General features: G+C 66.9%; 22 protein-coding genes. 13 read left to right on the forward strand and 9 right to left on the reverse strand.

All coding sequences use genetic code 11. The features are described 5' to 3' along the window. Nucleotides 1-120 precede the first annotated feature (120 nt). Nucleotides 121-582 (reverse strand): DUF4383 domain-containing protein, encoded by a 462-nt coding sequence (locus tag G6R19_RS15210; RefSeq protein WP_163166629.1) that lies wholly within the window; start codon nucleotides 580-582, stop codon nucleotides 121-123. Nucleotides 583-773: 191 nt separating this feature from the next. Here G6R19_RS15210 and G6R19_RS15215 point away from each other — a divergent pair, with 191 nt between their 5' ends. The 3 genes from G6R19_RS15215 (at nucleotide 774) to G6R19_RS15225 (ending at nucleotide 8,321) form a co-directional block, all read left to right on the forward strand. Beyond that, a complete protein-coding gene (locus G6R19_RS15215) occupies nucleotides 774-2,300 on the forward strand; it encodes an FAD-dependent oxidoreductase (protein WP_163166447.1) in 1,527 nt (508 codons plus the stop codon). 74 nt (nucleotides 2,301-2,374) lie between these two features. Then, on the forward strand, nucleotides 2,375-7,498 hold the full coding sequence (locus G6R19_RS15220; RefSeq protein ID WP_163166449.1) for a DEAD/DEAH box helicase: 5,124 nt from the start codon (nucleotides 2,375-2,377) through the stop codon (nucleotides 7,496-7,498). After that, nucleotides 7,491-8,321, forward strand: coding sequence for an Fpg/Nei family DNA glycosylase (locus tag G6R19_RS15225; RefSeq protein ID WP_163166451.1), 831 nt, complete (start codon nucleotides 7,491-7,493; stop codon nucleotides 8,319-8,321). Before G6R19_RS15220 ends, G6R19_RS15225 begins: the two co-directional genes overlap by 8 nt. Nucleotides 8,322-8,415: 94 nt before the next feature. Here the strand turns inward: G6R19_RS15225 and G6R19_RS15230 are convergent, their stop codons facing one another. After that, on the reverse strand, nucleotides 8,416-9,072 hold the full coding sequence (locus G6R19_RS15230; RefSeq protein ID WP_163166453.1) for a hypothetical protein: 657 nt from the start codon (nucleotides 9,070-9,072) through the stop codon (nucleotides 8,416-8,418). Between the two features lie 61 nt (nucleotides 9,073-9,133). On the opposite strand from G6R19_RS15230, the gene G6R19_RS15235 reads away from it, so the two are divergent. Then, nucleotides 9,134-10,678: a PLP-dependent aminotransferase family protein gene (locus tag G6R19_RS15235; protein ID WP_163166455.1), complete on the forward strand. Its 1,545-nt coding sequence runs from the start codon at nucleotides 9,134-9,136 to the stop codon at nucleotides 10,676-10,678. Between the two features lie 25 nt (nucleotides 10,679-10,703). Here the strand turns inward: G6R19_RS15235 and G6R19_RS15240 are convergent, their stop codons facing one another. Beyond that, nucleotides 10,704-11,237, reverse strand: a complete 534-nt coding sequence (locus G6R19_RS15240; RefSeq protein ID WP_163166457.1) for a DUF4188 domain-containing protein — start codon at nucleotides 11,235-11,237, stop codon at nucleotides 10,704-10,706. 79 nt (nucleotides 11,238-11,316) lie between these two features. On the opposite strand from G6R19_RS15240, the gene G6R19_RS15245 reads away from it, so the two are divergent. The 3 genes from G6R19_RS15245 (at nucleotide 11,317) to G6R19_RS15255 (ending at nucleotide 13,654) form a co-directional block, all read left to right on the forward strand. After that, complete coding sequence (locus G6R19_RS15245; protein ID WP_240341908.1) at nucleotides 11,317-11,892, forward strand: TetR/AcrR family transcriptional regulator; 576 nt, start codon at nucleotides 11,317-11,319, stop codon at nucleotides 11,890-11,892. 98 nt (nucleotides 11,893-11,990) lie between these two features. Then, nucleotides 11,991-12,959: an RluA family pseudouridine synthase gene (locus G6R19_RS15250; RefSeq protein WP_163166633.1), complete on the forward strand. Its 969-nt coding sequence runs from the start codon at nucleotides 11,991-11,993 to the stop codon at nucleotides 12,957-12,959. Nucleotides 12,960-13,033: 74 nt separating this feature from the next. Continuing rightward, entirely contained in the window at nucleotides 13,034-13,654 is a 621-nt protein-coding gene (locus tag G6R19_RS15255; protein ID WP_163166459.1) for a VTT domain-containing protein, read from the forward strand. Nucleotides 13,655-13,658: 4 nt separating this feature from the next. On the opposite strand, the gene G6R19_RS15260 is transcribed toward G6R19_RS15255, so the two are convergent. The 3 genes from G6R19_RS15260 to G6R19_RS15270 all read right to left on the reverse strand — a co-directional run bounded on the left by G6R19_RS15260 (nucleotide 13,659) and on the right by G6R19_RS15270 (nucleotide 17,717). Then, nucleotides 13,659-13,964 carry a hypothetical protein gene (locus G6R19_RS15260; RefSeq protein WP_163166461.1) on the reverse strand — a complete coding sequence of 102 codons (306 nt, stop codon included), beginning with the start codon at nucleotides 13,962-13,964 and terminating at the stop codon, nucleotides 13,659-13,661. 260 nt (nucleotides 13,965-14,224) lie between these two features. Beyond that, a complete protein-coding gene (gene ppc, locus G6R19_RS15265; RefSeq protein ID WP_163166463.1) occupies nucleotides 14,225-17,056 on the reverse strand; it encodes a phosphoenolpyruvate carboxylase in 2,832 nt (943 codons plus the stop codon). 112 nt (nucleotides 17,057-17,168) lie between these two features. Continuing rightward, entirely contained in the window at nucleotides 17,169-17,717 is a 549-nt protein-coding gene (locus G6R19_RS15270) for a hypothetical protein (RefSeq protein ID WP_163166465.1), read from the reverse strand. Between the two features lie 93 nt (nucleotides 17,718-17,810). On the opposite strand from G6R19_RS15270, the gene G6R19_RS15275 reads away from it, so the two are divergent. Further along, on the forward strand, nucleotides 17,811-18,647 hold the full coding sequence (locus tag G6R19_RS15275) for a DUF1684 domain-containing protein (protein ID WP_163166467.1): 837 nt from the start codon (nucleotides 17,811-17,813) through the stop codon (nucleotides 18,645-18,647). Between the two features lie 11 nt (nucleotides 18,648-18,658). Here G6R19_RS15275 and G6R19_RS15280 read toward each other — a convergent pair whose 3' ends face one another. Both G6R19_RS15280 and G6R19_RS15285 read right to left on the reverse strand, forming a co-directional pair. Further along, on the reverse strand, nucleotides 18,659-19,882 hold the full coding sequence (locus G6R19_RS15280; protein ID WP_163166469.1) for an acyl-CoA dehydrogenase family protein: 1,224 nt from the start codon (nucleotides 19,880-19,882) through the stop codon (nucleotides 18,659-18,661). After that, nucleotides 19,879-20,718 carry an SDR family NAD(P)-dependent oxidoreductase gene (locus G6R19_RS15285; protein ID WP_163166471.1) on the reverse strand — a complete coding sequence of 280 codons (840 nt, stop codon included), beginning with the start codon at nucleotides 20,716-20,718 and terminating at the stop codon, nucleotides 19,879-19,881. The genes G6R19_RS15280 and G6R19_RS15285 overlap by 4 nt, the downstream gene beginning before the upstream one ends. A 136-nt stretch (nucleotides 20,719-20,854) precedes the next feature. On the opposite strand from G6R19_RS15285, the gene G6R19_RS15290 reads away from it, so the two are divergent. Further along, nucleotides 20,855-22,081, forward strand: coding sequence for a glycoside hydrolase family 76 protein (locus G6R19_RS15290; RefSeq protein WP_163166473.1), 1,227 nt, complete (start codon nucleotides 20,855-20,857; stop codon nucleotides 22,079-22,081). Here the strand turns inward: G6R19_RS15290 and G6R19_RS15295 are convergent, their stop codons facing one another. Beyond that, entirely contained in the window at nucleotides 22,082-22,687 is a 606-nt protein-coding gene (locus tag G6R19_RS15295) for a YdeI/OmpD-associated family protein (protein ID WP_163166475.1), read from the reverse strand. Between the two features lie 105 nt (nucleotides 22,688-22,792). On the opposite strand from G6R19_RS15295, the gene G6R19_RS15300 reads away from it, so the two are divergent. From G6R19_RS15300 to G6R19_RS15315, 4 genes are all read left to right on the forward strand, one after another. Beyond that, nucleotides 22,793-23,530, forward strand: coding sequence for a VOC family protein (locus tag G6R19_RS15300; protein ID WP_163166476.1), 738 nt, complete (start codon nucleotides 22,793-22,795; stop codon nucleotides 23,528-23,530). A gap of 9 nt (nucleotides 23,531-23,539) precedes the next feature. Beyond that, nucleotides 23,540-24,079 (forward strand): NUDIX hydrolase family protein, encoded by a 540-nt coding sequence (locus tag G6R19_RS15305; protein WP_104043177.1) that lies wholly within the window; start codon nucleotides 23,540-23,542, stop codon nucleotides 24,077-24,079. A gap of 87 nt (nucleotides 24,080-24,166) precedes the next feature. Then, a complete protein-coding gene (locus tag G6R19_RS15310) occupies nucleotides 24,167-25,165 on the forward strand; it encodes a DUF6707 family protein (RefSeq protein WP_163166478.1) in 999 nt (332 codons plus the stop codon). Nucleotides 25,166-25,253: 88 nt separating this feature from the next. Continuing rightward, a complete protein-coding gene (locus G6R19_RS15315; RefSeq protein WP_163166480.1) occupies nucleotides 25,254-25,979 on the forward strand; it encodes an SRPBCC domain-containing protein in 726 nt (241 codons plus the stop codon). Nucleotides 25,980-26,003 lie beyond the last annotated feature (24 nt).

Consider the following 26,003-nt stretch of genomic DNA (forward strand, 5'->3'; position numbering starts at 1 on the left):
TTTCCGCGGTGAGGAACCTGCGTCGTGGCTACAGAAAACTGCAGGCGGTCCGGCAACATGCCCGGCCCGCCTGCAGTTGGTTCCGCCCGTGGGGCGTTGTTGATGTCTCTGTCGATGCACCTAGTGTGCGGTGGTGGGACGTCCGGCGCGGGCGGTGCCACGGGAAAGGGCGACGCCCAGGCCGATCATGCCGACACCGAGGACAAAGTGCAGCCAGTTGTCCGCAGTGTTGACCGGGACGAAGTTGGCCGGCGACTCCAGCCCGATCAACAGGCCATAAAGCCAGAGGACCAGGTAGATGGCGCCACCGACGAGCAGGTAATTCCTCGACTGTGCAGCGCTGCGGGCCATGGCGATGCCGGCAGCCCCAAACAGCAGGTGGACGATGTTGTGCAGAATTGACACCTGGAAGATGCCCAGGAGCAGGGCCTCGGATTGATGCCCTGCAAAGCCCATGGTCTCGTAGTTCGAGGTGATGCCCGGGATGAAGCCCAGGACGCCCACCAGGAGGAACACTGCGCCCACGGCAAGGGTTGCTTTTTGGATGTTTGTACGGCCTGCGGTGCGACCGTCGGAACTCATGCTTGTCATGATCACTCCTGCTGTTGTCGTTAACGTTCACATCATGGCTGCCGGGTTGTGCCTGAACCATAGACTTAAACACCGACATCATAAGTATACTTAGCAAATACGCCACGGATAGATCAGGATCTATAACAGACACATCACAAACGGCCCGTCAGGGCCAGGACCAAAAGGCAGGCTGAACTGGGATGACGTCGATTTGGTTGGACCGCGCGGAGACCTTCACCTCTGATCCTTTCGAGCCTGGAAGCAGCTACGACACCGTGGTAGCCGGCGCCGGACTCACCGGCCTGGTGACCGCACTCCTGCTGGCCCGCTCGGGGCAAACCGTCCTGGTGCTCGAGGCACGGTACCCAGGTGCTGTGACCACCGGGAACACCACCGCCAAGGTGACGCTGCTGCAGGGAACATTCCTGGCTCAACTGGCCCGCCAGTACTCCCGGAAACAGGTCCAGGCCTACGTGGACGGCAACCTCGAAGGCCAGGCCTGGCTCCTGCGGTATATGGAAGAGCACAAGGTACCGTTCCAGACCCGTGACGCCTACACGTACGCGGCTTCAGCGCAGGGCACGGAAAAGCTGCGGGAAGAGGTCAGTGCCGGTACCACCGCCGGTCTGGACATGGAATACGTGCGCGACCCCGGGCTGCCGTTTCCCGTCCACGGAGCAGTGCGGCTGGCAAACCAGGCCCAAATTAACCCCGTGGAAGTCCTGGACACGCTGGTATCCGATATCCGCAGCCGCGGTGGATCCGTGGTGGGCGGCGTTCGGCTGCAGGACGTTACCGGGGGCGGCCCGGCCACCATCCACACGGACCACGGCACGGTCACCGCGAACGAGGTAGTGCTTGCCACCGGCATTCCCGTCCTTGATCGCGGGCTCTACTTCGCCAAGCTGAAGCCGAGCCGCTCCTATGCAGCGGCGCTTCAGCTGCAGGAGGACCAGGCTCCTCCCCCGGGCATGTACATCTCGGTGGAACAGCCAACGCACTCCCTGCGCGACTACGAAGTGGACGGCCGCCGGCTGCTCCTGGTGGGCGGGCACGGACACCACGTAGGCCGGGCACGGTCCGAGAAGCACCAGCTCGGCAGCCTCGTGGACTGGGCCGTGCAGCAGTACCCGGGCTCAGTGGTAACCCACACCTGGTCCGCGCAGGACTACATGCCCGTCAACCTCATGCCGTTCTTCGGCAAGCTTCCCCGGGGCAAGGGCCACGTCTACTTCGGCACCGGCTACAACAAATGGGGCATGACCAACGCAGTGGCCGCAGCCGTGGGAATCTCCGCCGATATCCTTGGCGGCCACGTGCCCTGGGCCAATACCATCCACCGCCGTGTCAGTTCGCCGGCAGCCGCGGCGTCAGCCGTTTCCCTCAATGCCGGAGTGGCAGCCAAGCTTGCAACGGGCTGGGGGCAGTTGGCCGCCGAGGGGCTGAAGAAAGGCAAGGAACAGCCCGCTGCCGAGCCGGCCCCTGTTGTCCCGGCCGACGGCGAGGGCAAGGTCTATCGCGAGGGAACACAACCGGTGGCCGTTTCCACCGTCAACGGCACCACATGCAAGCTGTCGGCAGTCTGCACGCACATGGGCGGCATCCTCCACTGGAACGACAGCGAGCTGACCTGGGACTGCCCGCTCCACGGCTCCCGCTTCACCAATGAAGGACAACTCCTGGAGGGTCCTGCCACCAAGGATCTCCCCCGCGCAGGAAAGGCTTGAGCCGGGACCACTTGAGCCGGGACCAGGGGAAAGCTGCAAGCCGGCCTGTCGGTGGCTTGGGGCATGATGGAGGCATGATCCAGGAACAGCCCGCAGCCGGTGGCAGGGGTGCGGTCGCGGAGGCACCCATGGCCCAGTTCAGCAGGCCAACACGCGACTGGTTCCTCGGCGCCTTCTCGGAGCCGACGCCAGCCCAGAACGGCGCCTGGCAGGCCATCTCCTCCGGATCGCACGCGCTGGTGGTCGCTCCCACCGGTTCCGGAAAGACCCTCGCCGCGTTCCTCTGGGCGCTGGACCGGCTGCTGGAGTCAGGATCAACAGCCGCCCCCGAGGCCCCGGCACCGGAGGCACCAAAGGCGCCGGCAAAAGGGAGGCGCCCCCGGGCGCCCAAACGCAAGACCCGGGTCCTGTACATCTCGCCGTTGAAAGCCCTCGGCGTTGACGTGGAACGGAACCTCCGCTCCCCGCTCATCGGCATCACGCAGACCGCCAAGCGGCTGGGGCTGCCGGCACCCCTGATCACTGTCGGCGTCCGTTCCGGAGACACCACAACGGCTGACCGCCGGGCCTTGCTGAGCAACCCGCCGGACATCCTGATCACCACGCCGGAATCGCTGTTCCTGATGCTCACCTCCAGGGCCCGGGAAACCTTGACCGATGTGGACACCATCATCATCGATGAGGTCCACGCCGTGGCCGGTACCAAGCGCGGGGCCCACCTCGCCGTCTCACTTGAGCGGCTGGATGCCCTGCTGAACAAACCGGCCCAGCGGATCGGGCTCTCCGCCACGGTGGAGCCCAGGGAACTGGTGGCACAGTTCCTGGCCGGTTCAGCACCTGTGGAAATTGTTGCCCCGCCCGCTAAGAAGAACTGGGACCTTACCGTCTCCGTGCCGGTGGAGGACATGTCCGACCTCCAGGGCGCCGCCGGAGCGTTCGACTCCGGTCCCGCCTCCGGGCTGCAGCCCCAGGCCTCCATCTGGCCGCACGTGGAGGAAAAGATTGTTGACCTGGTGCTGGCCAACCAGTCCACCATCGTTTTCGCCAACTCCCGCCGCTTGTCCGAACGGCTCACGGCCCGCCTCAACGAGATCTACGTGGAACGGCAGCTGCTGACGGAGGGCGGAGGCTGGGATGATCCTGTGCCGGCGGGGCCAGCGGCGTTCGAGACGGCCCCCGGGGCCCCTGTTTCCACGGCCACACCCGCCCACATGATGGCCCAGGCGGGAAGCTCCGCGGGGGCAGACCCGGTGCTGGCGCGCGCCCACCACGGCTCGGTCTCCAAGGACCAGCGGGCGCTGATCGAGGACGACCTCAAATCCGGCCGGTTGCGGTGCGTTGTGGCCACCTCATCACTGGAACTGGGCATCGACATGGGCGCCGTGGACCTGGTGGTGCAGGTGGAATCACCGCCGTCGGTAGCCAGCGGCCTGCAGCGGGTGGGCCGTGCCGGCCACCAGGTGGGCGAAGTTTCCCAGGGCGTCCTGTTCCCCAAGCACCGGGCAGACCTGGTGCACACAGCCATCACCGTGGAACGCATGCTGGGCGGCAAGATCGAGCGCCTCAGCATCCCGGCGAATCCCCTGGACATCCTGGCGCAGCAGACCGTGGCTGCCACGGCACTGGGCAGCATCGATGTCGAGGAATGGTTTGCCACTGTCCGCCGTTCGGCACCTTTCGCGTCCCTCCCCCGGTCGGCGTTCGAGGCAACCCTGGACCTGCTGGCCGGCCGCTACCCTTCCGACGAATTCGCCGAACTGCGTCCCCGGATCGTCTGGGACCGCAACGCCGGCACCATCGAAGGCAGGCCCGGGGCCCAGCGCCTCGCCGTCACCTCCGGCGGCACTATTCCGGACCGCGGTCTCTTCGGCGTGTACATCATCGGCACCGAAATCGAGGGATCGGCGTCGCCCTCCACGGACGGCAAGCCCGCCCCTGCCCCCAAGGGCGGCCGGCGGGTGGGCGAGCTGGACGAGGAGATGGTGTACGAATCCCGCGTGGGCGACGTTTTTGCCCTCGGCGCCACCAGCTGGAAGATCGAGGACATCACCCACGACCGCGTGCTGGTCTCCCCCGCCTTCGGCCAGCCCGGCAAGCTTCCCTTCTGGAAGGGCGATTCGCTCGGCCGCCCGGTGGACCTGGGCCGTGCCCTTGGCGCCTTCGTGCGTGAACTGTCAGCGTCCGACGTCGGACCCGCCACCGAACGCTGCCAGGCCAGCGGCCTGGACGCCTTCGCGGCCAACAACCTGATCCAGTACCTCAGTGAACAGAAGCAGGCAACCGAGGTGGTGCCCAGCGACACCACACTGGTGGTGGAGCGGTTCCATGACGAACTGGGCGACTGGCGGGTGATCCTCCACAGCCCCTTCGGCATCCCGGTGCATGCACCCTGGGCGCTTGCGGTGGGCCAGCGGCTCAACCAGCGGTACGGCATGGACGGCTCCGCCATGGCCGCCGACGACGGGATCGTCCTGCGCGTGCCGATGATGGAGGACGAGCCGCCGGGGGCCGAACTGTTCCTGTTCGACCCCGAGGAACTGGAACAGATCGTCACGGCAGAAGTCGGGGGCAGCGCACTGTTCGCCTCACGCTTCCGCGAATGTGCCGCCCGTGCCCTGCTGCTGCCGCGGCAGACACCGGGCAAACGGCAGCCGCTGTGGCAGCAGCGGCAGCGGTCCGCCCAGTTGCTGGACGTCGCCCGGAAGTACCCCACGTTCCCCATCGTCCTGGAAACAGTGCGCGAATGCCTGCAGGACGTTTACGATCTCCCGGCGCTCAAAGACATCGCTGCGTCCGTGGAACGGCGCGAGCTTCGGATCGTGGAGACCACCACATCGCAGCCGTCGCCGTTCGCGAAGTCGCTCCTGTTCGGGTACGTTGCCCAGTTCCTTTACGAGGGCGACTCCCCCCTGGCGGAGCGCCGTGCCGCCGCCCTGGCCCTCGACTCCACCCTCCTCAACGAGTTGCTGGGGCGCGTGGAGCTCCGCGAACTGCTGGACGCCAGGGTCATCGAGTCCACCGAACGGGAACTGCAGCGCCTGGCACCGGACCGGCGCGCGCGGGGAGTGGAAGGTGTAGCGGACCTGCTGCGCCTGCTTGGTCCCCTGGCCCCAGAGGAGGCAGCCGCCAGGCTCCAAGGCGGTGAGCCCGCAGCCGCCGAGCCCGCTGGCGGGGAATTTGCGGCGGCGGATGCGGCCGTTGCGGAACCAACAGATGCCGAACTTGCGGCCGAGCATGCGGCCCAGGCGCCTGCAGCAGACCTGGCCCATGCCACCACCGATTCCGCCACCGGCCACCTGCTCGCCCTGCAGCGGGCCAACCGCGCCATCAAGGTCAACATCGGCGGCGTGGAACGCTTCGCCGCCGTTGAAGACGCCGCGCGGCTCCGGGATGCCATCGGCGTTCCCCTTCCCATGGGCGTGCCGCTCGCGTTTATTGAACCAGTGGCGGACCCCCTGGGGGATCTCGTCTCCCGTTACGCCCGCACCCACGGTCCCTTCACCGCGGCGGAAGCGGCAACCCGGCTGGGCCTGGGCGTGGCAGTGGTCAGCACCGCCCTCAAGCGCCTCGCCGCTGACGGGCGGGTGGTGGAAGGCGAGTTCCGGCCCCATTCAGGCCCGCCTGAGGTGCACCCGGCTGACGCGGACCCGGCAGCTGCCGATGCCGCTGCTGCCACCCCTGCTGTTACCGAGCCTGCTGAGGCAAGCCCTTCTGCAGCGAACCCCGCACCCGCTGAGCCACTCCATCCCGCCACGGTCAGTGAGTGGTGTGATGCCGAGGTCCTCCGTAAACTGCGCCGCCGGTCGCTGGCAGCACTGCGGGCAGAGGTGGAGCCTGTCGACGCGTCCGCCTACGGCCGTTTCCTGCCGGCCTGGCAACATGTCCGTACCCCCGGTGCAGGCCGCGGCCAGCCGGGGTTGCGCGGGCTGGACGGCATCGTCACAGCCATCGACCAGCTTTCCGGTGTTCCGGTTCCGGCCTCCGCCTGGGAGCCCCTGGTCCTGGCATCCCGGGTCTCCAATTACCAGCCGGCCATGCTGGACGAACTCATGGCCACCGGCGAGGTGCTGTGGTCCGGAGCCGGAGCGCTGCCCGGCAACGACGGCTGGATCAGCCTGCACCTGGCCGACTCCGCAGAGCTGACCCTAAACCCGGCCATCGACTACGAACCCGGCGACGCCCAGCAGCGGCTCCTGGAGCACCTCCGAAACAACGGCGGCGGCTACTTCTTCCGGCAGCTGACTGAGGTGGCCGGCGGAATGGACTCGGTTCTGAGTGACCAGGAGATTGTCACTGCGTTGTGGGACCTGGCGTGGGCTGGCCGCATTACGGGTGACACGTTCGCTCCCGTCCGCGCCTTGATCGCAGGTGGGCACACTGCCCACCGGCAGGTGGCCCGTGCACCGAGGGCGCGGGCACCGCGCCTGAGCCGGCTGGGCCGGTCCCACGGGACCGGCCTGATGGGGTCTGCAGGAATGGGCGGTGGCCGCTACGGAACGTCGGCCGGCCCGGCCACGCCTCCCCTGGCAGCAGGCCGTTGGTCCGCGCTCCCGCAGCCCGAACTGGACCCGACCATCCACGCCCGGGCCACTGCCGAGCTCCTGCTGGACCGCTACGGCGTGGTCACCCGGGGCTCGGTGATGGCAGAACAGATCCTTGGCGGGTTCGGGTTGATGTACAAAGTCCTGGCACGGCTCGAGGAAGCGGGCCGATGCCGCCGCGGCTACTTCATTGAGCACCTGGGGGCAGCCCAGTTCGCCGTGCCGGCCACCGTTGACCGGCTGCGTTCGTACTCCGAAGACACCCAGCTCGCCAAGCCCGAGCCTGCCGCCCTCGCCCTCGCCGCCACCGATCCCGCCAACCCCTACGGCGCAGCCCTCCCCTGGCCGGCCCTTCACGACGACGCTGGAACCGGGCACCGGCCCGGGCGGAAGGCGGGTGCCCTGGTGGTGCTGGTGGACGGGGCGCTGGTCCTGTACGTGGAACGGGGTGGAAAAACGCTGCTGGCCTTCAGCGACGACGACGCCATCCTCGCCGCCGCCGGCTCCGCACTGGTCAGTGTGGTGACCCGCGGCGCCGTCGACAAGCTGATCATGGAGAAGGTGAACGGCCACGGAATCCTGGATACGCCTGTTGCCGCGGCGCTCAGCTCGGCCGGGGCGTACTCCACGCCGAAGGGGCTGAGGATACGTGCCTGAGGGGGATTCGGTCTGGCGGGCAGCCCACCAGCTGCACCAGGCTTTGGCGGGACAGAAACTGATTGCATCCGACTTCCGGGTGCCCCGCTTCGCCACGTTGAACCTGGCCGGCTGGACGGTTGCGGAGGTCGTGCCGCGGGGCAAGCACCTACTCATGCGGGTGGTGGGTCCGGAGGACAAAAAACTCACCATCCACTCACACCTGAAAATGGAGGGCACTTGGCAGGTCTACCCGCCCGGTGGCAGGTGGCGTAAGCCGGGATACACCGCCCGGTGTGTGCTGCGCACGCCGGTGGCGGATGCCGTCGGATTTTCCCTTGGCATCGTTGAAGTGGTGGCCACGGCCAATGAGGACTCCATCGTGGGGTTCCTGGGCCCTGACCTCCTGGGGCCGGACTGGGACCTGGACGAAGCGGAGCGGCGGGTACGAGCCGCCCCGGACGTCCCCATCGGTGTCGCCCTGCTGGACCAGCGCAACCTCGCCGGGATCGGCAACATCTACCGCTGTGAGGCCTGCTTCCTGTCCGGCGTTCATCCGGCGTCCCCGGTGTCCGCCGTCCAGGATGTGCGGACCATGATGATCGACGCCAAGCAGCTGCTCGAAGTAAACCTCGGCCCCGGGCGCCGGGTCACCATCCTCAACACCAAAGGCCTGCCGGTAGGGAGAATGGCCGGGCGGCCCGGTTATTGGGTGTACCGCAGGGAGCACCAGCCCTGCCTAAAGTGTGGAACGCCGATCCGGCGGGGCGTCCTGGGAAAGTTGAATGGCGAGGAAGAACGGGACATTTACTTCTGCCCCAAGTGCCAGCCCCTCCAGGCGTAGGGATGCCGCGCCGGCGTCCTGGCCTTAGGGTCCCGGGCAGGGAGCCCTGCCCGGACCCGGGAGTTCTGTTTGGGAAGCCCGTCCGGGAGTTCCACTAGCCGTTGCTGGCCAGTGGTTCGGGAGTAACGGAGCCGGCGTCGTCCCGGCCCTGTAAATCAGGTTCCGCCGGCAGCGCGGCCGGCACCATAAACACCGGGAGCAGCAGCTGGACCAGGGGCCCGATCGCGAGGGCGTAAACGACGGTGCCCACTCCCACCGAACCGCCGAGGAGCCAGCCGACCGCCAGGACCACCACTTCAATCAGGGTGCGAGACAACCTGACAGACCATCCGGTGCGGCGCGCCAGCCCCGTCATCAGGCCGTCCCGTGCGCCGGGCCCAAACCGGGCACCGATGTAGCAGGCGGACGCGATGCCGTTCAGGAGCACGGCCCCTGCGAGCATGGCGGCCTGCCCGCCCAAGTGGGAGAAAGCCGGAATCAGGGCAAGGCCGATGTCTGCGAAAACGCCCACCAGCACTGCATTGCACAAGGTGCCGAAACCCGGCCGCTGCCGCAGCGGAATCCAGAGAAGCAGAACCAGGAAACTCACGATGATGACCACCAGGCCGATGCTGAGCCCGGTCCTCCCGGCGACGCCCTGGTGAAAGACGTCCCACGGGTCCAGGCCCAGTCCGGCCCGGATGAACAGGGCGAGGGATATTCCGTACATGGCGAGGCCGAGGAAGAGCTGGAGGAGTCTGCGGGTCAACATGGGAACCACTGTCGCAGACCACTGGCATTGAATTCCATAGCCAGTTTGGGATACTGGCCTTATGTCCCCTCTCAGCGCCGCCGCCCTTGCCCGCCTTCTCGGAACGTGGCACCTTGGCGCGGCGCCCGCCTACCGGGAGCTGGCCGACGTCGTACGCCTCCTGGTCCTGGACGGCCGGGTGGCGCTGGACACCGCCCTGCCCAGCGAGCGGGCACTGTCCGAATCCCTGGGCGTCAGCCGCACCACCGTAACGGCGGCATACGGCCTCCTCCGGGAGCAGGGGTTCCTGACCAGCGGCCAAGGCAGCAGGAGCCGGACCCGGATTCCACGCACGACGCCGGCCGGCGGCACGCTGCTCACCGGCCCAATGCCTGTTGGTCCAGCGCCGGCACGGCCGGGATCCGCGGCACCGGGACTCGCGGCACCCGGACTGGCCGCGCCGGAGGGGCTGATCGATCTCGCCTACGCGTCCCTTCCCGCGAGCGGAGAGGTAGTACACCGCGCGTTCGCCGCAGCCCTCACCGAACTTCCGGCCCTGCTCCCGGGATTCGGCTATGACGCCATCGGCCTGCTCCCCCTGCGCGAGGCAATAGCGGCCCGGTACACGGCAGCCGGGGCACCGACTACGGCGGACCAGATCCTGGTGACGTCTGGCGCGCAGCACGCCCTGACCATCATCCTCCGGGCCCTGGCCGGGCGGCAGGACAGGGTGCTGGTGGAGCATCCCAGCTACCCGAACGCCCTTGACGGCATCCGCGCCGCCGGTTGCCGGGCAACTCCGGTGGCATTCTCCTGCGCCCCGGCCAGGGGCGGTGACGGCATGCGGGGTACTCCAGCCTGGGACATGCAGGCACTTCAGGCCGCCCTGAGGCAGCAGCGGCCCGAACTCGCATACGTGGTGCCGGACTTCCACAATCCAACCGGACAAGTGATGCCCGACCTCCAACGCCGCCTCCTGGTCAGGGCCGCGGCCGCCGCGGGAACAACTCTGGTGGTGGACGAAACCTTGCGGGAGCTGAACCTCGACGGCGTCGAGACCACTCCGGTGGCAGCCTTCAGTCCAACAGTGGTAACCATCGGCTCGCTCAGCAAGTCGCATTGGGCAGGTCTCCGCACCGGCTGGATCCGGGCTTCCGGGGACCTGATCCAGCGGTTCGCTGCGGCACGGACCTCCCTGGACCTGGGCGGACCTGTTATGGAACAACTGGCCGGCGCGCATCTCGTCCGGGCCCTGGACGAGCCGCTGCCGGCCAGGCTTACTGCCCTGCGGGACAGCCGTGCCGCCCTGCTGGAACTGCTGGCCGGATACCTGCCGGAGTGGGAAACGGCGTACCCCTCCGGTGGCCTGTCCATCTGGTGCAAACTGCCTGCGCCCATCAGCACGGCGCTGACGGTCATCGCACCCGAACATGGGATCCGGCTCGCGGCCGGGCCCCGCTTTGGGGTTGGCGGCGCCTTCGAACGTTACCTCCGGGTGCCATTTACCTTGCCGCCGGAGAAGCTGGAGACCGCGGTGCTTGCCCTGCGGTCGGCGCAGGACCGGCTGGACGCCGCCCCCCAGCTCCGCCGGACCCTCAAGGACGCGCCCGCCGGCGCTATTGCGTGACGGCGTCGCTATTGCCTGACGGGGGTCAGGATTGCCGTGCGCGGCTTGACGGTGCGGCAGCCGGTGCCGCGGATTGTGCGGCGGACCTGCCCATCCGCTGCCTCGCGGTATTAGTCCCCGCCCCAACAGGGATATGCGCGGTGGCCTTGGCGAGCCCAAACAGGGGCATCCCGTTGTAGATGGCCTCTATCCCGGCCGCAGGCACCTGGTAGGTCTCATGCCAAACGCCCACATCTCCGCTTCCGGCAGTTTCCTTCATAAAACGGCGCCAGGGTTCCAGGTGGGGGGATTCTCGGTCCGCGGCAAACTTCCGCAGATGGTCCGGACTCTCCCAGTAGCTGAGCAGCATGGTGGTCCGGCCGAACCACTGCTCATAGCCCAGCATTCCCGACGACGGGTTCCCCGCCAGGTGCTGGAGCATCCGCGGCATCGCGGCGGCGACCTTCGCAACCGTCCCCGCCTTCCACCACCGGTTTGCCCGCATGCCGATCAGGAAGACAGTGACTGATTCCCGGCCGGGGTCGGCGGTATAGCGGCCAGAAAAAACGGTCTGCGCCATGGGAAGCTCCTTGGTTTCGGTTTTCGTAACGCCGTTTCATAACCCCGTTACGGAACAAGGTTATGAAACAATAGGCCCCATGGCAAGACCCGTGGTGCACAACGATTCCCTAAGGCAGGAACTGCTGGCCGTAACAGCTGAACTCGTGGACCGCGACGGCCCCGCGAGGGTAACCCTGCGGGATGTGGCCTCGGCAGCAGGGACTTCCACTACTGCCGTCTACTCCCTGTTCGGCGGGAAGTCCCAGCTCTTGACGGCGGTGGTGGATGGCGGGTTCAGGTCGTTCCGGGACTCGCAGGTCGCCGCTGCACCGGGTGGTCTTCGTGAGCTTGGATCCGCCTACCGGGTTTGGGCGCTGGAGCATCGCGCGCTGTACCGGCTGATGTTCGGCGGCGCGCTGGCGGCATACGTTGATTGCCGGCCCAGCCCCGAGGTGGCTGCCGGTGCCATGGAACCCCTCCTTGGCGCCGTCGCCGCCGCGCAATCCGAGGGAGTCCTTCTGCCGGCGCCGGTTGAGGTGGCCGCATTCGCGATCTGGGGCCAGGTGCACGGCCTGGTGAGCCTCGAGCTCGCCCACGTGGGCCCGCCGGACGCCGACTGGGAAGCTGCCTACACCGCAGCCCTCGACGCCATCGCCCGCGGCTGGGCTGCCTGAAAGGGACCGCAAGCCGCAAGAAGCGGCCAAGGTCTTCGGACGTGGACAGACCCAGGAGCACTTCGGGCAACAGCCGCACCCCGTAGAATTGTCCGGTGATGCAATCCCCCCTCCCCGTGCGCGACGGCGTCAACGCCACCCGCCTGCGCCTTCCCTTGGAGGGCCCGTGGGAGACGGCGATGGACTACATGATGCACCGCTGGGGGCATATTGATCCGCAGGGCATCGAGGACAGGTTCGACGCCGGCGAGATCGTTGGTGAGGGCGGCACCCCGCTGAGCCGCTCCACGCCGCTGGAGGACCATACATTTATCTGGTACTACCGGACGCTGCCGCCTGAAACCCGCATTCCCGTGGAGCTGGGCATCCTGCACCAGGATGAGCACCTGCTGGTGGTGGACAAGCCCCATTTCCTGCCCACCACCCCCGGCGGCACCTACATCCAGGAATCCGCCCTGGTGCGCCTGCGGAACCAGCTGGACCTGCCGGACCTGATTCCCATGCACCGGCTCGACCGCATGACGGCCGGCGTCCTGCTGTTTTCGACAAACCCGGGCACCCGCGGCAAGTACCAGGTGCTTTTCGAAAAGCGCCAGGTTCAAAAAAACTACGAGTGCGTGTCCGCCGCAGAGCCTGCCGAAGGGTATCCCGCCGTCGAATTTCCCGTGGTGGTGCGCAACCGCATGACCAAGTCCCGCAGCTACCTGCTGGCCGAGGTGATTGACGGCGAGCCCAACGCCGAAACGCGGATTGAACGGCTGGAAACGTTCGACGGCGGTGCTTCCGCCGCCGCTGCGGCACCCGGCAGTCCCGCGCGCCGTGCGCTGTACCGGCTGGAACCCCACACCGGAAAGACCCACCAGCTGCGGGTGCACATGGCGTCCCTGGGGCTGGGAATCGTCAATGACTCGTTCTACCCGGAGTTGCTGGACAAGGCTCCGGACGACTACACCAAGCCCCTGCAGCTCCTGGCCCGCGGCATCCGGTTCGTGGACCCCATCTCGGGGAAGCCGGTGGAGTACCGCAGCCGCCTGCAGCTCAGCGAAGCAACCCGAAGCCGTACCTGAAGCATGCACCGGCCGCCCGCATAAACCCCTGACTCCCCGGCCTGGCCGAACCAAAGTGGGGTACCTTTGTGGCAATGGACTTCGGCAGCGCTGACAGCTGGGGGACGGCGATCTATTTCTGGATCATCCCCATCGTGCTCGGCGACGCCATCTTTCCGCCGGTCCCGTCCGAGATGGTGGTGATTACCGGCGGAGCGCTTTCCGCTGACGGCCGGGCCAATGTGTTCCTGGTGATGGCCCTGTCGGCCGTGGCCTCCTGGCTGGGCGATGTTGTGGTGTTCCAGCTGTTCAGGAAGCGGCTGAGCCACGTCCTCGACCGCTGGAGATGGGGCCGGCGCGTGCACTCCGGAATCCACGACGCCATCGCCAAGGCCGGCCGTTCATCCACATACGGGACCATCATTGGCGCCAGGTTCATTCCGGGCGGACGGCTTGCCACGTCTGCCGCTGCAGGGATCGCGAACGTTTCGGTCCGCGGCTTCAGCCTGTGCGCCGGGCTCGGGGCGTTGCTCTGGGCCTGCTGGCTGGTGGGCCTGGGCTACTTCACCGGTTCCGCCACGGGCCTGCCCTTCTGGGCCAGCTCGCTGATCGGCGTGGCGCTGGGACTGGTGATCGGCGTCGTCGTCGGCATCATTGTGACGCGGCGCCGGGGCAACAGCTCGCCGGTGGAGGAGCCGGACCCTCCCCTGGCGTAGCTCTTTAGACAGGCGCCCAGCGGCCCCTGTTGCGGCGCAGCACCATCAGCGAGCCGGTCAGCGCAACGCGTTCAACGGCGTCGCGCATCATGGCTGCCGATTCCAGCGCCTGCTGGTTCTCACCGCTGTACTCGGTCGCCTCAACAAGGAATCGCAGGTTCAGTTGCGGCACTCCGCCGGCAATCTGCAGCTGGTTCGACTCCACGTGGTGGCGGGTTTCCAGCGCCTCCACCGCTGCATCCATAACGGCTTCAGGCGGAATGCCGGGGCGCAGGCCTGTGATCTTCAAGCGGGTTTGGAACGATGGCATGCCTCCAACCCTACCCAGACGCTCTCTCACTTAATGCGGGAAAACCACAAACGCTCTCTCACTCGATGCTGGAAAACCCAAACGCTCTCTCACTTGATGCTGGAAACCCTCACACGCCCCATCACCCAATGCAGGAAATGCCCAAACGCCCCATCATTATGAATTGCTTTCAGTTCAGGGTGCGAGAGCGTCCGTGAAAACGCGACGTCAAGTGAGAGAGGGTTGGGGAAAAGGGCACATCAAGTCAGAGAGGGTTGGGGTTACCCGGTGTTGCGAAGTCCGGCCGCCACGCCGTTGACCGTGATCAGCATGGCCCGCTGCAGGCGTTCGTCAATCTCTGCTCCAGTGATGCCGTCTTCCTTCTCAGCGGCCTCGGCAGCTTCCGCGCGGACACGGCGGAGGAGTTCCACTTGCAGGTAGCTGATGGGGTCGAGGTACTGGTCACGGATCTCGAGTGAGCGTTTGAGCGTGGGCTGGGCGTCCAGGAGCAGGTTCTCGCCCGTCAGGTTCTGGACCTCGGCCACGGTCAGCTCATATTCCTCGCGAATGGCCCGGAAGATGTGGTGCAGTTCCTTGGGCACCAGGGTGGACACGTAGTACCCCGCGATGTCCAGGTCCGTCTTGGCGAGGGTCATCTCCACGTTGGAAAGCACTGACCGGAAGAAGTGCCAGTTCTCCCACATCTCCACCAGCTGCGCGGAGTTCCCGGCCTCGCGGGCGGCCTTGAGGCCCGAACCCACGCCGAACCAGCCGGGGACAATCTGCCGGGACTGGGTCCAGCCGAACACCCACGGGATGGCACGCAGGCCGCCAAGCCCGGCGCCGGAATCCGGGCGCTTGGACGGGCGGGAACCGATGTTCAGGGAGCCCAGCTGTTCCACGGGCGTGGAGGCCAGGAAGTAGGCGGGCAGGTCCGGGTCATCAATCAGTTTCCGGTACTGCTCGAAGGCGGCGTCGGAAATGGTTTCCATCACGTGCCCGTACCGTTCGCGCTGGTCCGCGGAGGTGCGCGGATCCCGGTGCAGGGCTGAACCCTGGAGCACGGCGGCGAGGGACAGTTCGAGGTTTTCGCGGGCCAGCTCGGGCAGCGAGTATTTGTCCGAGATAACCTCGCCCTGCTCGGTGAACTTGATTTCGCCTTCCAGGACGCCGTTGGGCTGGGCCAGGATCGCGTCGTAGGTGGGTCCGCCGCCGCGGCCGACCGATCCGCCGCGGCCATGGAACAGGCGTACGCGCACGCCGTGCTTGGCGGCGACGTCCCGCAGCTTGCGCTGGGTTTTGTGGATTTCCCACTGGCTGGTCATCACGCCGGATTCCTTGTTGGAGTCCGAGTAGCCCAGCATGACCTCCTGCACGTCCCCGCGGAGGCGCACAAGCTCGCGGTAGGAGGGATCGGACAGAAGCTGGTCCACGATTTCCGCGGAGGCACGGAGCTCCTCCACCGTTTCCAGCAGCGGCGCGAACCCGATCTTTGCGTACGGCTTTTCGCCGAAGAGATTGACCAAACCGGCTTCGCGGGCCAGGACGGCGGCGGCGAGCACGTCGTCGGCGCCGCGGGTCATGGAGATGATGTACGTCTCGATGACGTCCGGGCCGTAGGCGCGCAGGGCACGCCGAATTTCACGGAAGACGTCGTACGTGCCGTCAGCGGCGCCGTCGAGCTTGATCGGGTGGCCGGACAGCGGCCGGCGGGACGCGAGTTCGGAGCCGAGGACTTCGAAGCGTTCCCCGCGGCTCAGTTCCGCGTACCGCAGCCCGGGGCCGCCGATCCGGTCCATGAGCTGGCCCACGGCGTCGTGGTGGTGGTCGGCGTGTTCGCGGATGTCCAGGGTGGCCAGGTGCAGGCCGAAGGAGGCGACGGCGCGGCGGACCCGGGCAAGGGCGCCGTCCGCAGCCAGCGACGCCGAGTGGTTGCGGAGCGAGAGCTCCAGCAGTTCGAGGTCCGCGAGGAGTTCGCCGGTTCCGCTGTAGTCCCGCCCGTGTTCGTGGTTGGAGTTTGCGGCTACCCGCTTGCCGGTGTTGATGAGCTTGGCCTTGATGCAGGTGAGCTTCAGGCGGTAGGGCTCCTGGGCGTTGAGCTCCAGCACGCGCCGGTCCAGTCCGGGCAGCTTCTTCAGGTCTGCGTCGATGGAATCGAGCAGTTCCTTGTCCGCGCCGGCGAGGGCCGTGGAGTTGGAGAGGATGGAGATCAGTTCGTCCATCATGCCGATGCTGATCCGGACTGCGTGCTGGTTCTGGATCTGCAGGATTTCCCGGGTTACGGCCGCGGTGACGTTCGGGTTGCCGTCGCGGTCGCCGCCGATCCAGGAACCGAAGCGGATGGGGGCGTCCTGGGACGCGAGGCTGACACCGTGTTCGCCCAGCAGTTCGGCCAGCTCGGTCAGCATTTCGGGCATGGCGTCGGTGAGGATGCCGCCCAGGTAGTAGATGGCGTTGCGGGCTTCATCCACCGGAGTGGGCCGGACCTGGCGGAGTTCGTCGGTCTGCCACATCTGGTCGATAATCTCGGCGAGCTGGCGGTCCTGGCGGCGGCGGGCCGTGGTGCCCTCGGCGGTGGGTTGGGCCAGCACGTCGGAGAGCTTGCGGATCTTGTCCAGCACCGAACGGCGCGAGGCCTCGGTGGGGTGCGCGGTGAAAATGGGGCGTACATCGAGCCCGTTGACTACTTCCTGCAGCACACCGGGGCCGGCCTGTTCGGCGATTTCGTTGACGGTTTTCGCGAGCCAGCCGTCCTTTTCCTCCCGGGTCCGCAGGCCCCGCACGCGGTGGACCTGTTCAGCGGCGTTGGCGAGGTGGAAGTAGAAGGCGAACGCACGGACCAGGTCGGTGGCCTGCTCGATGGGCAGGGAGCCGAGGAGTTCGCGGACCTGGGCAACGACGTCGTGCGCGCTCCAGGGCCCGGTGGCATCCGCACCGCCGCGGGCAGCTTCCTTGGATTCCTTGGTGAGGAGGCGCACCTGCTCCACGAGGTCCAGAAGCTCGGGTCCGTGCTGGCGGACCAGCGATTCGCCCAGCAGAGTGGAGACGCGCCGGACGTCTGCCCTCAGTTCGGAGGCAAGGTCGGTTTCGGGATTTGCTGCAGTGTGAGCCATGGAAACTATCTTTCGAGGGTTCGGACTTGGCTCGTACACTGCGCTGGATACTGTGAGCCACGTAACTAGCTAAAGATGCTACCCGCAGTCCGGCGGCTCGGGGGAATCCGTCTCAGATAATGTCGTCCGCCGGGTAACCGACATGGTGTTTCACGCGCTCAAGCTCAGCCCGCAGCTGTGCCAGCTCCTTTTGGGAGGAAGCAAATTCAGTCTTCCGGCGCTTGGTTTCCACAGCGTTGCCGATCAGGACGCACAGCCCCACCGGAACGGCGGCGGCAAGGGCCCAGCCGGCCGCAACAAAAAAGTCCAGCGCCACCGGAAAGGCGGCACGGAAGTCCACAAACTCGTTGACGACATCGGCCACACCGCTGAGTGTCCCGTCCAGCGGTTCCAGGAACTGCCCCACCATGGGAGTTTCCGAGAGCGACGGCGGATCGACTTTGGCTTCCTCATCACCGCCCCAGCGGCCTTCGCCCAGATGGTTCAGGACGTAGATGCCCGCTGCGAGGCTGGCGGCAATAAATACCTGGACGCCGGCGAACAGGGCCAGATCCGGACGCCGCGGCCGCCGCAACAGCAGCACCACCACCGCGGAAGCCAGTGCAGCAATCCACGTCAACCACTTGAGCCACTCACTACTTACGCCCGCCAAAATATCCACGCCACCTATTCAACAATGCGGACAGGCCTGCCGCGGAATGAACGCCTGCCATGCGCGGTTGTAGCCGGGGCAAGCCGACCTCCGAAAGGAACCATGAGCACCATTCCAGCCGCCAAAGTGGAGCGCTGGCAGCGCTTCCGCGACAACCGGAACAAGGCCCTGGCCACCCGCCACGGCTGGCTGACTCTCACCTCCTTCCAGTGGTTGGAGGACTCCCCCGCCGCCGTCGAACTGGCGCCCGGGCTGTGGTCAACGGACGGCACGACGGCGACACTCACCGCAGTGCCGGCTGACGGGCTGTCACTGGTGGAGTCTGGCAAACCGGTCCATGGCACCGTTTCCGCCGCCCTCGCCGACGAGGAGTCGCTGATGTGGGTCCAATTCGGCGGAATTGATGGGGCGCAGATCGTGGTTGAGCTGGCCATGCGGGGAGGCCGGTACGCCCTCCGCACCCGGGACGCAGGGTCGCCCGTTTTCACCGAATTCGACGGCGTTCCCACCTACCCGTACGACCCCCGCTGGGAGGTGACCGGGAAGTTCGAGCCCTACCCCGAGCCAGTGGACGTGCCGATCGCCACGGCCAACCCCCTGGTGGACGGCATCCACCGCACGGTGGGCGACGTGGTGTTCCGCCTTCCCGGCAGCGGGCACGAGTTCCGGCTGCAGGCGGAGGAGGAAAAGCTCGGCGCCCTGACCGTGACGTTCCACGATGAAACCAACGGCGATACTACCGATGACTGGCGCAAGCTCGCCCTGACCCGGCCCCGCCCGGACGGGTCCGTGGTCCTGGATTTCAACCGCGCCATCAACTATCCCAGCGCCTTCACCCCCTACGGCACCTGCCCCATGCCCGTGAAGAACAACTCGTTGGACATACGTGTCGAGGCGGGCGAGATGCAGCCCTATCCGCCCAGCGATTTTGGCAGCTAACCCACCCAGGACTAAACGATGGCCGAGACTCCCGTGACGGCACGGCCCACGATCAGGGTGTTGATTTCGAACGACCCCTCATAGGTGTAGATGGCTTCCGCGTCCGAGAAAATCTTCGCCATCCGGTAGTCGGTCACGATGCCGTTCCCACCCAGGATCGAACGGCCCAGCGCCACGGTCTCCCGCATCCGGGCGCTGAGGTAGGACTTGGCCAGGGCCACGTGCGGCATGTCGGCCGCGCCTCCGTCCTGCAGCCTGGCAAGTCCCGCCATCATGGCCATGCTCGCCACGGCGTTGCCCAGCATTGTCACCAGCTGCTGCTGGACCAGCTGGAACTGTGCCAGCGGGCGTCCGAACTGGTGGCGTTCGACGGCGTACTGCCGGGCGACGTCGAACGCTGCCAGCTGCTGGCCCACCGCTTGCCAGGCGACCATGATGCGTGAGCCGCGCAGCAGCTCGTTGGTGTCCTCGAAGCTACTAATGGCAGCGAAGCGGTCCGCCTCCGCCACCTGGACGTTGTCGAAAACGATGTCGGCGTTCTGGACTGTCCGCAGGGCTATCTTGTTTTCGATCCGGGACCGGCTGACCCCCGGCAGGGTGGCGTCCACGATGAAGCCCCGTACTGACTGGTCCGCTTCGTCCCGGGCCCAGACCAGCATGTAGTCGCAGAACGTCCCGTTGCCGATCCACCGCTTGGCGCCGTTGAGCACCCATGCGTCCCCGCCGTCGTCGGGCTTTCCCGTGGTGGATGAGATCCTCCGGGCGCGGGTCTCCATTCCTCCGGCGACGTCGGAGCCGTGGTCCGGTTCGGTCAGGGCGAAGGCTCCGGTGATGCGCAGGTTGGCGGCGTCCTCGAGCAGCCGCTGCCTCTGGTCCGCGGTGCCGAAGGCGTAAAGGGACTCCACAAAGAGATCGTGGTGGACCAGGAAAAAGGTGGCGATCGAGGTGTCCACACGGGTCATCTCGGCGATCACCAGTCCGGCGAACAGGTGGCTGTAACCGCGCTGCGCCGGGGTGCTGAGCTGCAGGGCTGCCAGTTTGGGCAGGATGTGCGCCGGAAACTCAGCCTTGTTCCACCACTCCCCCGCGTAGGGGGCGATCTCCGTTGCCAGGAACTCCCGGAGTTCGGCCAGTTTCTCCCGTTCGGCCTGGTTCAGCAGCGATTCGACGTCGAAGAAGTCGGCCGAAGGCAAGCCGGACTTGGTCTCAGCGGCTTCACGGGCGGCGCTTGTCATTTCGGGCCCATGCGGATGGCGCCGTCAAGACGGATGGTTTCACCGTTAAGCATGGCGTTGTCCACGATGTGCGCCACCAGGTTGGCGTATTCGTCGGGCTTGCCCAGGCGCGAGGGGTGCGGCACCTGGGCCCCCAGGGAATCCTGCGCTTCCTGCGGCAACCCCGCCATCATGGGCGTTTCAAAGATTCCCGGGGCGATGGCCACCACCCGCACCAGCGAGCGCGCGAGCTCCCGGGCGAGGGGCAGGGTCATGGCCGCCACAGCGCCCTTGGAAGCAGCGTAGGCAGGCTGGCCGATCTGTCCCTCAAAAGCAGCCACGGACGCGGTGTTGATGATGACACCGCGTTCGGGGCCACCCAGGATTGTGGTGGCCGGCTCGGTGGACACCATTGCCGCTGCCGCCAGGCGCAACACGTTGAACGTCCCCACCAGGTTGACCTGGATGACCCGGTTGAACGCCTCCAGCGGAAGCACGCCCTCCCGGCCCAGAACCTTCCCCGGGGTGGCGATGCCGGCACAGTTCACCACAATCCGCAACGGTCCGAGGGCGGTGGCGGTATCGACGGCGGCCTGTACGTCCGTTTCGCTCGTCACGTCCGCGGGCACAAAGACGGCGGATTTTCCCTGGCTCCCCGCCGGACTCCCGGCCGGGCCGTTGATTCCCATGCTGCTCAACGATCTGCTGTTGAGCTCCTCCGCGAGGGCCGCGCCCGCCGAGGACGGAAGGTCAACAAGCACTACTGTTGCCCCGTCGTCGACCAGCCTGCGGGCAGTGGCGGCCCCCAAGCCCGAGGCGCCTCCGGTAACCAACGCAACGCTGCCTGGAACGTCCATACATCCTCCTTGATGCGTGACTGCTTCGGCAGGAAACCGCGAAGCATTAGTTAGTGCATGTTAACTGAAATTACGGTGGGCCCGCACTAATCGGCCCTCCGCCGGCATGCCGCTGTGCCCGGCTAGGGTGGAAGCCATGACTTCCGCGGATGCTTCCCCTCCCGTTGACTGGGCGGACAGGGCCAACGAGGCCGCACGGTCGGCGACGGCGCTGTTCGGAAGGAAGCTGTTCTTCCTGCCCGGCACGCACCTCGGCACGGTGAAGTGGCCCGCTCCTGCCTGGCGGGACGGCCTGAAGGGCACACTGCTCCATCCCTGGCATTACTGGTGGCAAGCCCACTACGCCGATTGCCTGGTGGATGCGGGCCGCCGGGAACTGCGCAACGGCGCCATACCTGCAGCAAGATTCAACGGTGCCGGCAAACCCAGTGCCGGCAGCCTCGCTTCCCGGCTGGTGACCGGAGTATGGTTGCGCAACGCTTTCACGTTCGTAAACAACTACTACGACGACATGGCCTGGCTCGCCCTCGCCGTCCTCCGGCTCGACGGGCTGGCAGAGGAAACCTGCAAGCCGGGCCGCCGCCGCAACGCCGGCGTCCGCAGATCCCTCACCCTGCAGTTCGACGCCGCCTGCACCGACGACCTGGGCGGGGGTGCCTTCTGGAGTAAAAAACGGGACTTCAAGAACACCCCCGCCACAGCGCCCATTGCGCTCTACTACGCCCGCACCGGCCACCGCGCAAAGGCGCAGTCGCTGCTGGACTGGCTGGACGCCACCCTCTTTGATCCGGACCAGGGCCTTTACCTGGACGGAGCCCGGCTGGACCCGGAAGGGAACGTGGTGATCGACAGGGCGGTCTACACCTACAACCAGGGCCCGGTCCTGGGCGCGCAGCTTGAACTCGGCGGAGACGCGAATCTCGCCAGGGCGGCCGACGTGGTGGAGGGGGTTGCACGGCTGCTGACGGTTCCGGTGCAGCATGCCCCGGCAGTCCCAAGCACCGCCGGTGCCCGCCGGACGGCGCTGCGCTGCGAGGGAACGGGCGACGGCGGTCTCTTCACCGGGATCCTGTGCCGTTATCTTGCCCTCGCCGCCGTCGATGCCCGGCTTCCCGAGCGGACCAGGGCCACAGCTGCCCGGCTGGTATTCGACACCGCTGGGGCGTTCTGGGAGGGGAAGCGGCTTGCTGCCCCAGGCGAAGGAGCCGGCAGCACGGGGCGGCCCGGACGGTACATCTTCTCGATGCACGCCGCCGCTCCCGCGGACGCCACCTACCCGCCCGGCGCCGTCGTCGAACTCTCCACGCAGCTGCAGGCCTGGATGGCGTTCGAGGCCGCCGCTTCGATCACCATCGCCGACTGACTACTGTGACACTCCCGGCGGGCGCTTTTTCTGGGGGTACGGCGCCTCCCCGCGGGCCAGCATCTCCACAAACCCGGCGATTTTCCGTTCCCGGGTGGCGGCCTGCTTTACCGAGTTGGTCCGGTAGATCAGGGCGAAGCGGTTGGTCCTGGTGAGGACGTCGAACATGGCCTGCGCGGCGGGAACCGCGGCTATCGCTGCTGCCAGGTCCGCCGGAACTTCGGCGTTTGCCTGTCCCTCGTAGGCCTTATCCCAGCGGCCATCTTCCTTTGCCGCGTTCACGGCCGCCCACCCGGCGTCGGTCATCCGGCCGTCGGCATCCAGCCGGGCAACATACGTGACGTTCCTGGCCGACCAGGGGCTTTTGGGGCCGCGGGGCGTCATGCGCTGGAAGGAACTTTCCGCGTCCCGGCGCCGGGCCTGGCCGTCGATCCAGCCGAAGCAGAGCGCCTCGTCCAGGGCAGCCGCATAGTCCAGCCCGGTGACGTTTCCGCCCTTCTTGTGCAGGACCAGCCAGACACCCGGGCTGGTTTTGTGATGTTCCTCCAGCCAGCTGCGCCAGGCGGAGGCGTCAGGCACCAGCAGTTCCTCAAGTTCAACAGCCATGGCCCTATTCTGCTCCTGCCGTCTGCCAGCACAAGAGCGGCGACACCGGGCGGAGCACGTGGCAGGATGGCACCAAAGTCCTGATAACTATGGGAAGGGGAAGCCATGCTCCGCGTCCGCCCGCTTCATTTCACCGCCAGGATTGACGACTGGGAGCGGCTTCTCACCGCCCTTGGCCTGGTCCTGACCGAGGGCGATACCGGGTTCCGCGTCTTCGACGCAGGCTCGGGCCGCCTTGCCCTCCATGGCGTACCGGAAGGAGCAGCCGAGGACGGAAGCACAGCGCTGGCAGTGGAGGTGGGCGACGTGGCTGAATTCGCCCGCCGCACCAACCTCTCCGCACAGGATGAAGGAACCACCCCCGCGGAAATCATCACCGCAGACCATGGTGAAGCCTGCAGGATCACCGGGCCGGACGGCTTCAGTTTCGTGGCTGACAAAGCTGCCCCCGGCGCCGACCAGGCAGGCGGAGCTGACCCGGCCCTCGCCGTCGTCGGGGTCTGGTTCACGGAGGATCCCGCCGCCGCTGGGCAGACGCTACGGCACATCGGCGCCCGCCCCCGCCCGGTGCCGGACGCCGACGAGACCGCAGACTTCACCGCCAAGAACGGCGGCGTACTACTGGTGCGTCCGGCGTCGGGCAATCCACGCTCGGGGCTCGGCTTCGAGTACGACGGCGGCTTGGAACCATTGCGGGAACGGCTTGCCGCTGCCGGGTTCCACCCCAGCATTACCGAGGAGGCCTTTGGCAGGACGCTCCACGTGCCCAGCCCGGACGTGGGGCGCGCCGCGCCCCACGTGCCCGCCACCGTATGGATCTCCGAGCAGCGTCCCATGGGGTAGAACTTAACCATGAACGTGCGCACTCCTGACCCGAATCCCGGCTGGCTTTCCGAAGAAGACCTCTTTGAGGCGCGCGGGCGGCTGCCCATGGTTTACGTTGAGGCTGTGCCTGTCCGGCTGGATCCGCTGGGCTTCGTCAATGAGGTCGGAACCCTTCTCCAGGCTGACGAGGACGGCACCATGGTGCGGTCCCTTGTTTCCGGCCGCGTCATCTACCGCGAGACCATCCGCGCAGCCCTTCTCCGGCACATGGAGAAGGACCTCGGCCCGCTGGCGTTCCCGCAACTGCCCATCAGCCCGGTCCCCTTCACCGTGGCGGAGTACTTCCCCGCCCCATCCCAGACCGGCTTCACCGATGAGCGCCAACACGCCGTCTCCCTGGCCTACGTGATCCCCGTGACCGGCGAATGCGAACCCCGCCAGGACGCCCTTGAACTCACCTGGATGACCCCGGAGGAAGTGCTCAGTCCCGGTGTCCAGGTGGAGTTCACCGGCGGGCGCGGCGGCCTGATCCGCCAGGCGCTGGCCTTCGCGGGTGTGGGGTTCTGACACCCTCGGCCACACCCGGCGTCCCGGACTTTCGGCACCCTCCTTTGTAGACTGTAGGGCGGACCGCAAGAGAACTTAAGGACCCCCATGACCGAAACACCAGCCGCCCGGCACCATAGTGAACAGCAGGCTGGAACCCTGACCACCGGCGACCACATCCTCCTGCCCGACGGTGAACGGACAGCGGAGATCCACCAGGTGGAGCTGGAATCGGACGATTTCGGCGCCCCCGCCGTGGTACTTGCCAGCCTGGCCGGCGGCGGGACATTGCGCATCGCCGTTGGCACCACCGTGAGGGTAACTGACGAAGAGGCCGACGCCGTGACGCAGCTTCCGCTGGCCGGGCGGCCTTCGGAGGAGGCCGGGCAGGAGCAGCCCGGCGAAACTCCCGCCGCGGCACCAGCGGCTCCCGCCGTCGTCGTACCTCCCCTGCCCCCGGTTCCGCCGGCGGCGAGTGGACCCAGCGAGGAGGAACTCGCCCTGATCCCCGCCGCGAAAGGTACGCCGGAATCGGTGGTGGAAGCCGCGGCGGAAGCCCACCCGGACGCGATGGGGGTGCTGCTCCTGGCTGACCGGCTGGCCAAGGGCGTCAACTTCAAGTCCGGCAGCTGCCTCAAGGACCTCAGTGACCTGGCCCACGAACTCTTTATCACCCTCAAGGACGCCGACGGCTCCCTGGCCGTCGCGGACCTGCTTAACGTCCTGCCCTACGACGGGAATCCCGGCCGCTGGGCCTCGGTGGAAGCGTCCCTGGCTTTGTCCAGCTACATCTGCCGGCAGGACGGCCAAAAGGAGCGGGCAGAGGTTTACGAACGGCTGATCCGTACGCCGGAAAACCAGGAGACCGATCCGTTCAAGGCGAGGATGGCCGCAAAGGTCCGGCAGCGCTCGCTCAACGAGCCCAACCTGTATGACAAAGAAATCTTTCGGTCCATCGACAACTCCAACCACGATGCCGAGCGGGAATGGCGGCTGTTGCGGCTCGAATCCCTGCTGTTCCTCCGGGCCCACGGGGGTTCGGAAACCATCGGGCTGGGCGAACTGGAACGCCGGATCAGCAACGAACTCGAGGCTGTCCGCTCCTGAGTTTGCCGCTGGGCGCCCTCGGCGCTGCGGGGCTGACTGAAGCAATTGCCCCTACCCGCCGCCCGGCGGGAGTTGTACATTCGGGGCTATGACTAACAATCTGAGCGTGGTGATCAATGCTGACGCGCCGCAGGTTTGGACAATGCTGCGCGAACCGTCCAAAGTCGCCCAATGGCATGGCTGGCAAGCCGAGGACCTGGACGCCGAGATCAAGGAAATCTACTTCTCCGCGGACGTGGAGGAATCACCGGACCACACCAGCCTGACAGTCCACGGCGGGGATGTCTTCGAGCTGAGGCCAGTTCCGCAGGGAACCCTGGTGAGCGTGACGCGGGCTGCCGTGGACCACAACTCGGAGTGGGCGGCCTGGGACGAGGACATCACGCAGGGCTGGCTCACGTTCCTGCAGCAGCTCCGCTTCGCCCTGGAACGCCACCCGCGCGGCAAGCGCCATACCCTGTTCCTGCAAGTACCGGGCGGACCGGGTTCCGCCATCGAAAAACTCGGCCTGTCCGAGCTCCCGGCGCGTGGTGACAACTACCAGCTGACCCTGGCCACCGGTGAGGAGATCTCCGGAAAGGTCTGGTACCGGACCAACCATCAGGTGGGACTGACCGTCCACAGCTACGCGGACCATGGTGACGGTCTGCTGGTGGTCGCTGACCAGCTCGCCATCGAGGACGTCCGGCCCGACGGCGGGTCCATGGTGATCGCCTCAACGTATGGCCTGGGTGCTGCCAGGCTCGATGCGATCCGCACCTCCTGGGACTCGTGGCGGGCTGAGAACTACCCCACATCCGAACCGGTGAGCTGAGGGAGCCGCGCGATTGCTGGCACA

This window comes from Arthrobacter sp. Alg241-R88 (assembly GCF_900537115.1).
Classification (GTDB): Bacteria; Actinomycetota; Actinomycetes; order Actinomycetales; family Micrococcaceae; genus Arthrobacter.